The 11,881-nt window shown below is 27.4% G+C and carries 10 protein-coding genes; 6 read left to right on the top strand and 4 right to left on the bottom strand.

All coding sequences use genetic code 11. The features are described from left to right. The first annotated feature begins 273 nt into the window (after positions 1 to 273). From tgt to L3J60_RS10025, 5 genes are all read left to right on the top strand, one after another. Complete coding sequence (gene tgt, locus L3J60_RS10045) at positions 274 to 1,404, top strand: tRNA guanosine(34) transglycosylase Tgt (protein ID WP_291975376.1); 1,131 nt, start codon at positions 274 to 276, stop codon at positions 1,402 to 1,404. Between the two features lie 152 nt (positions 1,405 to 1,556). After that, positions 1,557 to 2,645 carry an LptF/LptG family permease gene (locus L3J60_RS10040; RefSeq protein WP_291975375.1) on the top strand — a complete coding sequence of 363 codons (1,089 nt, stop codon included), beginning with the start codon at positions 1,557 to 1,559 and terminating at the stop codon, positions 2,643 to 2,645. After that, positions 2,632 to 3,519, top strand: coding sequence for a DMT family transporter (locus L3J60_RS10035; protein ID WP_291975374.1), 888 nt, complete (start codon positions 2,632 to 2,634; stop codon positions 3,517 to 3,519). The genes L3J60_RS10040 and L3J60_RS10035 overlap by 14 nt, the downstream gene beginning before the upstream one ends. A 48-nt stretch (positions 3,520 to 3,567) precedes the next feature. Beyond that, positions 3,568 to 4,521 carry an acetyl-CoA carboxylase carboxyltransferase subunit alpha gene (locus L3J60_RS10030; protein ID WP_291975373.1) on the top strand — a complete coding sequence of 318 codons (954 nt, stop codon included), beginning with the start codon at positions 3,568 to 3,570 and terminating at the stop codon, positions 4,519 to 4,521. 63 nt (positions 4,522 to 4,584) lie between these two features. Further along, positions 4,585 to 6,123: an NAD(P)H-hydrate dehydratase gene (locus tag L3J60_RS10025; RefSeq protein ID WP_291975372.1), complete on the top strand. Its 1,539-nt coding sequence runs from the start codon at positions 4,585 to 4,587 to the stop codon at positions 6,121 to 6,123. Positions 6,124 to 6,446: 323 nt separating this feature from the next. Here L3J60_RS10025 and L3J60_RS10020 read toward each other — a convergent pair whose 3' ends face one another. Then, entirely contained in the window at positions 6,447 to 7,460 is a 1,014-nt protein-coding gene (locus L3J60_RS10020; protein WP_291975371.1) for a redoxin domain-containing protein, read from the bottom strand. 15 nt (positions 7,461 to 7,475) lie between these two features. Then, positions 7,476 to 8,849, bottom strand: a complete 1,374-nt coding sequence (locus L3J60_RS10015; RefSeq protein WP_291975370.1) for a TlpA disulfide reductase family protein — start codon at positions 8,847 to 8,849, stop codon at positions 7,476 to 7,478. A gap of 134 nt (positions 8,850 to 8,983) precedes the next feature. On the opposite strand from L3J60_RS10015, the gene hutH reads away from it, so the two are divergent. Beyond that, on the top strand, positions 8,984 to 10,495 hold the full coding sequence (gene hutH / locus L3J60_RS10010; protein ID WP_291975369.1) for a histidine ammonia-lyase: 1,512 nt from the start codon (positions 8,984 to 8,986) through the stop codon (positions 10,493 to 10,495). A gap of 265 nt (positions 10,496 to 10,760) precedes the next feature. Here the strand turns inward: hutH and L3J60_RS10005 are convergent, their stop codons facing one another. Together L3J60_RS10005 and L3J60_RS10000 are read right to left on the bottom strand one after the other, a co-directional pair. After that, positions 10,761 to 11,351: a peroxiredoxin-like family protein gene (locus L3J60_RS10005; protein WP_291975368.1), complete on the bottom strand. Its 591-nt coding sequence runs from the start codon at positions 11,349 to 11,351 to the stop codon at positions 10,761 to 10,763. A 51-nt stretch (positions 11,352 to 11,402) separates the two neighbouring features. Further along, complete coding sequence (locus L3J60_RS10000) at positions 11,403 to 11,732, bottom strand: DUF962 domain-containing protein (RefSeq protein WP_291975367.1); 330 nt, start codon at positions 11,730 to 11,732, stop codon at positions 11,403 to 11,405. Positions 11,733 to 11,881 lie beyond the last annotated feature (149 nt).

The following is an 11,881-nucleotide window of genomic DNA, read 5'->3' as shown; positions in this document are numbered from 1 at the left end:
CTGTATCGAAGTCCAGGGATAATTGCGTCTAATTGTAAAAATTAAGAGAAAAACAATATTAAAATGAACTTCAAAGACAAAAAAAGAAGTGAAAATTACATTTTTTGACAAAAACCAATCTAAAATTTATCTAAAACTTGGATTGGTGAAATTTGTTGAATTTTGCAACGGTCTTTATTTATTAAGGATATTGAAAATAAAAGTGTGAGTTTGCCCTGGTAATAACACGTATAATTTTCTTCAAATAAAACCTATTCTGTATCTTTGCCAACTATGCAATTTGAATTAAAAACAACCGACGCTCAAAGCAAAGCCAGAGCTGGAATTATAACTACAGATCACGGTAAAATTGAAACCCCAATATTTATGCCAGTAGGAACTGTTGGCACCGTAAAAGGAGTTCATCAAACCGAATTAAAAAACGAAATTAATCCTGATATTATTTTAGGAAACACCTATCATTTATACTTACGCCCAACTACTTCAATTTTAGAACAAGCTGGAGGTTTACACAAGTTTATGAATTGGGACAGAAATATGTTAACTGATAGCGGTGGTTATCAAGTTTATTCTCTATCTGCAAGAAGAAAAATTCAAGAAGAAGGTGTGAAATTTAAAAGTCATATTGATGGTTCTTACCATGTTTTTACACCTGAAAAAGTTATGGAAATTCAACGTACTATTGGTGCCGATATTATTATGGCTTTTGATGAATGCACACCATATCCTTGCGATTATAATTATGCAAAACGATCTATGCATTTAACGCACAGATGGTTAAAACGTTGTGTAACTCATTTAGAAAAAGTACCATCAAAATATGGGTATTCCCAAGCTTTATTTCCAATAGTTCAAGGAAGTACTTATAAAGATTTAAGGAAACAATCTGCAGAATTTATAGCTTCAGTTGGTGCAAATGGAAATGCAATTGGAGGATTATCCGTTGGCGAACCTGCTGATAAAATGTATGAAATTACTGATATTGTTACCGATATTTTACCAAAAGATAAACCTAGATATTTAATGGGAGTTGGAACTCCAATAAATATTTTAGAAAATATTGCTTTAGGTGTTGATATGTTTGATTGTGTAATGCCTACACGAAATGCTAGAAATGGCATGTTATTTACTGCACACGGAACCATAAACATCAAAAATAAAAAGTGGGAAAATGATTTTTCTCCTATTGATGAAATGAATATTACTTATGTAGATACTACCTATTCAAAAGCATATTTACGCCATTTATTTATTGCTAAAGAATTATTAGGAAAACAAATTGCATCCATTCATAACTTAGGATTTTATTTATGGTTGGTTCGCACCGCAAGAAAACATATATTAGCCGGAGATTTTATGGAATGGAAAAGTAAAATGATTAATCAAATGGATAAAAGATTATAATATAAATTTATTGTATGTCCGTAATTAGTAATAAAAAAAACCGTCATGCTAGACCTGTCTGTCGGCAAGGCAGGCTCGACATGGCGGACGTTATGTAAGATTATGGACAATCAGATAAATTTCTATTTCAAAACGAGTAAAAAAGGCAACTCTTGAAAATAATTGACAAATATATCTTAAAGAATTTTTTAAGTTCATTTCTGCTAGTAATGGCTTTGTTATTGCCTATTGCTATTGCCATTGATGTTTCTGAAAAAGTAGATCGTTTTTTAAGAAGTGCTGATTTAACGGTTACTGAAATTATAAAAGATTACTATGTGAATTTTATCATAATTTATGGTAATACTTTTATGCCTTTGGCTTTATTTATTGCCGTAATATTTTTCACTTCAAAATTAGCTGGTAATACCGAAATTATAGCAATCCATTCTGCAAAAATATCATTTACCCGATTTTTAAGACCTTATTTTATTGGAGCAACTATTATTGCAGTTTTTGCTTTACTTATGAACCATTTTGTGGTTCCAAAAAGTAATAAAATTTTTGATAAGTTTAATAAAGATTATTTAACTAGCAAAAAGCTAGATGCTAATTACTTAACCAATTTAAATTTGCAATTAGGTCCTAACGAGTATATCTTTTTAAAAAGTTATACTATAGATAGAAATATAGGTTATAACTTTTCTTATGAAAAATATGATGGTATAAAATTAAAGTATAAACTATCATCAGACAATATTCATTTTAATAAAAAGGATAGCACTTTTAAATTAAGTAATTTCAAAAAAAGATTTATTTTCAAAAAAAGAGATAGTATTATTGCAGGAACTAGATTGGACACCATTTTTAATTTCACTCCAAAAGATTTAATTAATGTTGCTTATATGGCTAAGGATATGAATTCTATTAAATTAGTGGAATATATTAAAAAGGCTGAACAACGTGGAGTTAGTAATTTGAATACTTATAAAGTTGAATTAGATAAACGTACAAGCTTACCTATAGCATCTTATATTTTAACTTTTATTGCAGTAGCTTTATCTTCTAGAAAAAAAAGAGGAGGAATGGGGGTTAACCTAGCAATTGGTATATCCCTAATGTTTATGTACGTCTTCTTTTTAAAAATTGGTGAAGTTTTAGGTGCAGGGGCAGAAACTAATCCGTTTTTTATGGTTTGGTTACCAAATTTAATTTTTGGAGCAATTGCTCTATTTTTATACCTTAAAAATGCCAAAAACTAAATTAAAAAATTATTTACATTTACATTTCCTAGTTTTTATTTGGGGATTCACAGCCATTTTAGGAGCCTTAATTCATCTAAAAGCAATTCCATTAGTTTGGTATCGTATGTTTTTTGCAGTACTATTTGTGCTCTTTTATTTTCTAATTAAAAAGAAATCGCTTAAAGTTGATAAAAAGGGATTAATTAAGTTTTTAATTAGTGGAACTATTATTGCACTTCATTGGATCTTCTTTTTTTCAGCAATAAAAGTTTCTAACGTTTCTGTTGCATTAGTTTCTATGAGCACTGGAGCTTTTTTTACTTCGTTAATTGAACCTTTGTTTTTTAGAAGAAGACTCAATCCTATTGAATTTCTTTTCGGTTTAATCATAATTTTTGGATTATACATTATATTTAATGTAGAAACGCAATATACCTTAGGAATTATTTATGGATTAACCGCTTCTTTTTTATCAGCACTTTTCACTGTTTTAAATGGATTATATATCAAACAATACCGTGGAGCAGTGCTCTCGTTTTATCAATTATTATTTGGGGTTTTATTTATAACCTTTTATATATTTTCAACTTCTGGTTTTACTTTAATTGATTTCTCAATAACGATGTCAGATTTAGTTTATTTATTAATTTTAAGTAGTATTTGTACTGCTTATGCATTTATTGCATCGGTTAATATCATGAAACATATTACTCCTTTTACTGTTATGCTTACCATTAATTTAGAACCAGTTTACGGAATAATTTTAGCACTAATTATTTTTGGAAATAAAGAAAAAATGAGCCCACAATTTTATATTGGCGGACTTATCATTTTAATTACTGTTTTAATTGATGGGTTAATTAGAAATAAAAAAACAACAATACCTTTTTAAGCAACTTAATAAGTTACTATATTTGTGGCTATATCTAAACTAAAAAATATGGAATATTTAGATTTTGAATTACCAATTAAAGAACTTGAAGAACAATTAGATAAATGTGAACTTATTGGTAAAGAAAGTCATGTTGATGTGACTGAAACCTGTAAAAACATTGAAAAAAAATTAATAAAAACTAAAAAAGATATATACAAAAATTTAACTGCTTGGCAACGAGTTCAACTATCTCGTCACCCAAACAGACCTTATACGCTCGATTATATTTGTGCAATGACTGGTGATTCTTTTATGGAATTACATGGAGATAGAACGGTTAAAGATGACAAAGCCATGGTTGGTGGCTTAGGAAAAATAGGCGATCAATCCTTTATGTTTATTGGTCAACAAAAAGGTTTTAATACTAAAACTCGCCAATATCGAAATTTTGGAATGTCAAATCCTGAAGGTTATAGAAAAGCTTTACGCCTTATGAAAATGGCTGAAAAATTTGGAATTCCTGTAGTAACTCTATTAGATACTCCAGGTGCATATCCTGGTTTAGAAGCTGAAGAACGCGGACAAGGTGAAGCCATTGCCAGAAATATATTAGAAATGACACGCTTAAAAACTCCAATTATCACCGTCGTTATAGGAGAAGGAGCCTCAGGTGGAGCTTTAGGAATTGGCGTTGGGGATAAAGTGTTTATGATGGAAAATACTTGGTATTCTGTAATTTCTCCAGAATCCTGTTCTTCTATTTTATGGCGAAGCTGGGAATATAAAAAAATTGCCGCTGAAGCTTTAAAACTAACTGCTGACGACATGAAAAAGCAAAAATTAATTGATGGTATTATTAGTGAACCATTAGGAGGTGCACATCACGATAGAGAAACTGCTTTTAAAGAAGTTGAAAAAACAATTTTAACTGCTTATGATGAATTAAAAAAATTATCTTCTGATGATTTAGTAAAAAAACGTATGGAAAAATATACTAATATGGGTGTATTCAAAGAATAACTTTTTAATAAAATAGTGAAAAATTAGGCTCTTTTTGAGCCTTTTTTTATTAATTTTAAAGCTATGTATATTCTTTCTTCTAAACAAATGGCTGAAGCTGATAAAGCAACCATTAAAAAAAATGGCATATCATCATTAGAGTTAATGGAACGTGCTGCAAACCTTTGTTTTCAATGGGTGTATCAACGTATTAAACCTAATGATGTTAAAATTCATGTATTTTGTGGAATTGGTAATAATGGTGGCGACGGATTAGTTATTACACGTTATTTAATGGAAAATAATTATAATGTTTCTTGTTATATTGTTAATTTCAGTAAAAAACGAAGTAAAAATTTTCTAGCTAATTATGAACGACTTAAAGAATTAGGAGATTGGCCTGAAGTAATTTCTACTGAAAAAGAATTTCCAGAAATTAATGAAAACGACCTGATAATTGATGCCATTTTTGGTAATGGATTATCACGACCTCCTGAAGGTTTTACCAAAAAATTAATTCAATATATTAATCAGAAACAAGCATTTATATTAGCTATTGATATGCCTTCAGGTTTGTATAATAACAAAACTGTAGAAGACCAAAAAAACGTACTAAAAGCCAATCATATTTTAACTTTTCAATATCCAAAATTAGCATTTTTACTATCAGAAAATAAAAATTATATTGAATCTTGGAAAATAATTGATATTGGTTTAGATGCTGAATTTGTAGAAAGTTTACATCCGATTTATAATTATATCACTAAAAATGAAATACTTCCTATTTATAAATTCAGAAAAAAATGGGATCATAAAGGAAATTTTGGCCATTCACTTTTAATTGGCGGTAGTTTTGGAAAAATTGGAGCTATCACTTTAGCGTCTAAAGCAGCTTTAAAAATAGGAAGTGGGCTAGTTTCTGCCTACGTTCCAAAATGCGGTTATCAAATTTTGCAAACGGCTATTCCTGAAGTTATGACTGAAGTAGATACGGATGATCTTCTCGCTTATTTTAATTTTAAAACAAAAGCCAATGTTATTGGTATTGGTCCAGGAATGGGAACTACTGAAAAAACAGCAAAAGGATTTGAAAAATTTATTAAAGAAAATAAAAAACCATTAGTTATAGATGCCGATGCGATAAATTTATTAGCAAAAGATAAAAATTTATTAAATTTTTTACCTGAAAATACAGTGATAACTCCACATCCAAAAGAATTAGAGCGACTAATTGGAGTTTGGAAAAACGATTATGACAAATTAGCAAAAGCTAAGAAATTTGCTAAAAAATATAATTCTATTTTAGTTTTAAAAGATGCAATAACAGCCATAGTAACTAAAGATGCTACTTACTTTAATTCAACGGGAAATCCAGCACTTGCAACAGCAGGAAGTGGCGATGTTTTAACTGGAATTATTACTGGATTAATTGCACAAAATTACACTCCACTAGATGCAGCTATATTTGGTGTTTATATACATGGTTTAACCGCAGATTTAGGAAGCTTAGAAATTGGTTATGAAACTTTTACCGCAAGTTCTATTTTAGACTATTTACCAGATGCTTTTATGAATCTATTTGAAAAACCAACTCAACCAGATAATACGGAACAAGAAAATTAAAAAATCTTAGAAATTTAGTACTATTAACCTGTGTTCAACATAAGGTTCACGATAAACAACTGAAGATTATAACGTCATTGCGAAAATTATAAACGGTAGTGCATAATTTGAAGCAATCTCCATGTTTTTAGTGAGATTGCTTCTTCTTTTTGTTGCTCTTCAATCATCAAAATGACTCAGACTATTGATTTTCAGACCTATAATTATTCTCATATATTGAACTCATGTTATTAAAAAAGCCTCTTAATTTCTTAAAATTAAGAGGCTTTTTTTTTCAATTTAAACTATATTCTAATCTAAATAGGAACTAATAGTTTTACTAATTATAATTTCAATTTATTTAAAAAATCATTAATTTTAGGATTTGATGGACGTATTGCATCAGCATCTACAATTTTTCCATTTGGATCAATTAAAATAAATCTTGGTATTGAATTTATTCCATAATCCTTAATAAATTTTGATTCAAAATTATTAGTTGCAAATAACTGAATACCACTCATTTGTTTTTCTTTAATCATTTTTTTCCAAGCATCATGTGCATTTGGTTTATCAACAGAAAGACTTACAAACTGAATATTTTTACCTTCAAATTCTTTTTCTAATGCTTTTAAGTGTGGTATTTCAGCTTTACAAGGTGCACACCATGTTGCCCAAACATCTATATAAACATACTTTCCTCTTAAATCTTTTAAAGAAGTTTTACTTCCATCATAATTTTCATAATTATTAAATACAGGAGATATTTTCCCTTCGGCTAAATTAACCATGCTAGCATGCATTTTTTTATAATTTGTTTTTATATAATTGAAAAACATTTTATCATTTCTGGCATCCATTTTTTGAATTAAAGAATCTACATTTTTTTCTGTAGTTTTAAAGGATTCAAGTTTTGCTTCTGCCTCATCAATTTTAGCATCAAAAGCTGGTTTATCTAATTTGAAATAGGTTTTAGGATTACCAAAATCACTCATATAAAAAGATTTCTTTTTAGTTAAATAATTATTAGTTTCTGCTCCAATACCTGAATAATCTATTCCATCAGAGAATTTTTCACTTTTAAAATTTAAGTTTAAATTGTATCCATTATCTAAAAAAATAGTTTCTTTTTCATTTCCAGCAGATAATAAATGAATTCCTTTTGTTACTTTTAAAGTATCTGAAAAAGTTCCATCTTTATTTACTTTAATTTCTTTTAAACCATCTTTACCTTGAATTGTTATTTTAGAAATATTAGGAGTTTTTAAAGTTCCTTTAATACTTACATAATCTTTCTTTTTAGTGTTGTTACAAGACACAATTGTAACTAAGGCCAATAGCCAAATCAATTTTCTCATTTTTATTAATTTTAATTATATTTTTAAACTTTTAAATAGTTGTTCTAACCTATCATCTGAAGGTCTTGGGGCATTTGAATTAACAATATTTCCTTTTGGATCAATTAAAATAAACCTTGGAATTCCAAAAATTAAATAGTTTTTAACAAAATCTGAATTCCAATTGTTATCTGCAAATAATTGATAACCTTTCATCTCTTTTTCTTTTACCATTTTTAACCATTTGTTATGATCTTTGACTTTATCTACAGAAATACTTACAAAAGTAATATTTTTATTATGATATTTTTTTTCTATAGTTTTTAAAAATGGAATTTCAGCTTTACAAGGTCCGCACCAAGTTGCCCATACATCTATATAAACATATTTTCCTTTTAAATCCTCTAATGAAGTGGTTTCTCCATTATAATTTTCATAATTTTTAAATTTAGGCGAAGGTTGTCCTTCTGAAAGTGCTTTTAATTTATTGTAACTTTTGGTTATTTCTTCTTTTTGTTTTTTATTAGTAGAAGCTTCCATAAAGGATTTGTAATATTCTTCTAAATTTTCAGTATAAGTTATTCCATATTTTGCATCATTAAACAACAAATTATTTTTTATAATTTTGGTAGGAATATCACTAGAAACTTTTAAGAATGCCAAACTTTCACTAATAGAATCCTTTTTTGCCAAAACAGAAGCTTGTTCGCTATAAAAGTTAGTAACTAAAGTTCTATAAGCTTTTGAAAATTTAAAATCTCCTTCATCAGAATAAATAATATCTTTTAAATCATCTAAAAAATGCTCTGAGACTTTAAAATCTGGTAATTTTGCATAATGTTCGTGGTAGCGTTGATAACGGTTAATGTAATTAAAATATGCGTATTCTATATTTCTTTTTTCTCTATCTTTAAATGATTGAGAAATACCCTTAAAATTAGTAATTAACGTTATAAGTTTATCTTTTTCTTTATGAAAAACAGCTTCATAATTATTTTCATTTAACAAATATACTGCAGTTCCTTTTGCTATTATTTTTTGCTCAATTTTATGTTTTTGAGATAAATATTCAGATATTTTAGAACCTTTCCCTGTAATTTTAAAAGTTTTCTCAAAACTATTTACATTATATTTAATTTGAACATCGTCTCCATTTTTAATATATAAAGGGATTTTATTTTCTCCGTCATTTAACCAATAATGTCCTTCTTCAATTTTTAAAGTATCTACAAAACTTCCATCATTCTTTAATGTGATAGTTTTAGTATAAGTTCTACCACTATTATATAACGTGATTGAATCACTTAATTTATCAGTTATTTTTCCGGAAACTACTGAATAATCTTTTTTAACTTCTTTTTTACAGGAAAATAACGAAAGTACAGCTAATAATATCCAAATTTTCTTCATAACATAAATGAGATTTATTTTAAGATTTTCAAAGATAATCTATATAAATGAAAAAAATAAAATTAGCATTACTTTAACAAATAATTTGCATATTCTAATATGTTTGCGGAATTTTGAATACTCAAATTTAAATCATGAAAAACGTACATAATATAGATTCTAAATTGGTTACTTTTGAAATTTTAAATGATATTATCTTAACGGATAAAAAGCTAAAACTTTCCAAAGAATCTATAACTAATATTAATAATTGTCGCACCTACTTAGATGAAAAAATTAAACAAGATTCCGCACCAATTTATGGAATAAATACTGGTTTCGGTTCTTTATGCGATGTAAAAATAAGTAATTCAAACTTAAATAAATTACAAGAAAATTTAGTAATGAGCCATGCTTGTGGTACTGGCGAAAAAGTGCCGAAAAACATTATTAAACTGATGCTATTTCTCAAAATACAATCGTTAAGTTATGGATATTCTGGTGTGCAATTAAAAACGGTTGAACGTTTAATTGAATTTTATAATAATGATATTTTACCAGTAATTTATACGCAAGGTTCATTAGGAGCATCTGGAGATTTAGCTCCATTGGCACATTTAGCTTTACCTTTAATTGGTAAAGGAGAAGTGTATTATAACAATCAAACTATTACAGGAGAAACACTTTTAAAAGAATTTAATTGGCAAAAAATTGAATTAAAATCTAAAGAAGGTTTGGCTTTATTAAATGGCACACAATTTATGACGGCTTATGGCACTCATTTAATTTTAAAATCACTAAAATTATCTTATTTAGCAGACTTAATTGGTGCTTTATCTTTAGATGCATTTGATGGAAGAATTGAACCTTTTAATGAATTAATTCATTTTATTCGTCCACATAACGGACAACTAAAAACTGCTCAACAAGTCAAAAGTTTTTTAACGGATAGTGAATTAATTAATCAGCCGAAAGCTCATGTTCAAGATCCGTATTCATTTAGATGTATTCCACAGGTTCACGGTGCAAGTAAAGATGCTTTAAATTATTGTAAAAAGATATTTTTAACCGAAATAAATTCTGTAACTGATAATCCAAATATTTTTGTGGATGCTGATAAAATTATTTCCGGAGGAAATTTTCACGGACAACCACTTGCTTTAGCTTTTGATTTTTTAAGTATTGCTATGGCAGAATTGGGAAGTATTTCAGAAAGAAGAATATTTCAATTGGTTTCAGGTTTACGAAATTTACCACCATTTTTAGTAAAAAACTCTGGTTTAAATAGTGGTTTTATGATTCCTCAATATACAGCAGCAAGTATTGTAAGTCAAAACAAACAATATGCTACACCTTCATCAATAGACTCAATAGTTTCTAGTAACGGTCAAGAAGATCATGTAAGTATGGGTGCAAACGGTGCAACAAAAGCTAAAAAAATAGTAGATAATTTAGAAACTATTTTAGCCATTGAATTGTTAAACGCATCACAAGCTCTTTATTTTAGATTGCCTTTAAAAACTTCTCCATTTTTAGAATCGTTTTTACAAGCGTATAGAAGTGAAATTCCATTTATTGAAAATGATATTGTTTTAAGTATAGAAATTGAGAAAACAGTATCATTTTTAAAAAATACTATAATTGATATTGAAGAATTAATGAATTAATAAAGTGGATATTTTATAAATATTAAAAAGCGATAAGATTAATTTTTACCGCTTTTTAATTCAAACAAATTTTACTGAAAACTTATATTTACTATTTACTTGTGTTACTTTTTTATTTACACATCAAAGATACTAAACAATAGTATTGAATTGTACAAGTTGTTAAGCTTTTGGCAATTAATTAACGTGAATAGTTACAATTTTAAAAGTTATGTTAAAATTTATTCGAAAATGTTTTGATATCTTAAAGTTTTTAACACTTTAGTTAGTTTAACATTGCTAAAATTGTTTCAAAATTAGATCTGTTCTTATAATCAGGATCGTATTGTACGTATTTAATTTTTTTATCTTTTCCAATTAAGTAAGTTGCTGGTACTGGAAGCACTAAATTTTCCTTTTCATTGTATTTCTGTACTTTATTAAGTGTAAATTCGAAATATTTAGGCACATTTTCTTTGGTTACATTAAAAGCAACTTTATAATTATTCATAATTTCATCATTTGCATCATGAATTATTGAAAAACTATTATTGTATTTAGCAGAAGTCCCTTTAATTTTATCAACTTTTTCTGGTGTTACTAATAAAACCTTAATGTTTTTTGCTTGTAATTTTTGTAAATTTTCTTCCAGACTTTTTAAATGTTTATTGCAATACGGACACCAATTTCCACGATAAAAAATCAATAAAATTTGATTTTTTTCTAGAATTTTATCTGAATCAATTTTATTCCCAAACTGATCAACTCCAACAATTTTTGGTGCTTTTTCACCTATATTTAAATGTTCCTTATTAATTTGTGAAGTTACTTTTCCAATAAATAAAAATTGAAAAAGAGTTATTAAAGCTATTTTCATCATCATAAGATTTAGTTATATTTTAAAATAGACGAAAAAAATAGTACACAATTACAAAATTTTATCTTTAGAAGCATCTAACGATAATCTATTTGATAAAATATCAAAATACATTTTAAAATCGGATTTTAAACTCCATAAAGGATACTTAAAAGTCGCTGGCATATTTTTTTCAAAAAAGAAATGCCCAACCCAAGCAAATCCATAACCCGAAATTGGTACTAATAGTAATAATGCCAGATTTAAATACAATATACTTGTTAAGGTTAATGCTAAAACAACTGTAGTTCCAATAACATGCAATAAACGACAAATTTTATTGGAATGTTGAGATAAATAAAAAGGGTAAAACTCTTTAAAAGAGGTAATTCTATTTTCCATAATTGTATAAAATTTTGTATGTCAGTAATTAGTAATAACCTGAGTTCGACCTAAGGATTTACTTTAAATAACTGAAAATCAAAATGTCATTGCGAAAATTATAAATGTAGTGCCATAATTTGAAGTAATCTTTTCATAAAAATGAGATT

The sequence above is a fragment of the Lutibacter sp. genome, assembly GCF_021647475.1.
Classification (GTDB): Bacteria; Bacteroidota; Bacteroidia; order Flavobacteriales; family Flavobacteriaceae; genus Lutibacter.
The sequence above is the reverse complement of the archived record's forward strand: the minus strand, read 5'-3'. Positions and strand labels throughout refer to the sequence as shown.

Bases quoted from the DNA above. Each gene is read 5' to 3' on its own strand.
- tgt (WP_291975376.1), top strand. From the start codon at position 274: ATGCAATTTGAATTAAAAACAACCGACGCTCAAAGCAAAGCCAGAGCT.
- L3J60_RS10035 (WP_291975374.1), top strand. From the start codon at position 2,632: ATGCCAAAAACTAAATTAAAAAATTATTTACATTTACATTTCCTAGTT.
- L3J60_RS10030 (WP_291975373.1), top strand. From the start codon at position 3,568: ATGGAATATTTAGATTTTGAATTACCAATTAAAGAACTTGAAGAACAA.
- L3J60_RS10025 (WP_291975372.1), top strand. From the start codon at position 4,585: ATGTATATTCTTTCTTCTAAACAAATGGCTGAAGCTGATAAAGCAACC.
- L3J60_RS10020 (WP_291975371.1), bottom strand. From the start codon at position 7,460: ATGAGAAAATTGATTTGGCTATTGGCCTTAGTTACAATTGTGTCTTGT.
- L3J60_RS10015 (WP_291975370.1), bottom strand. From the start codon at position 8,849: ATGAAGAAAATTTGGATATTATTAGCTGTACTTTCGTTATTTTCCTGT.
- hutH (WP_291975369.1), top strand. From the start codon at position 8,984: ATGAAAAACGTACATAATATAGATTCTAAATTGGTTACTTTTGAAATT.
- L3J60_RS10005 (WP_291975368.1), bottom strand. From the start codon at position 11,351: ATGAAAATAGCTTTAATAACTCTTTTTCAATTTTTATTTATTGGAAAA.
- L3J60_RS10000 (WP_291975367.1), bottom strand. From the start codon at position 11,732: ATGGAAAATAGAATTACCTCTTTTAAAGAGTTTTACCCTTTTTATTTA.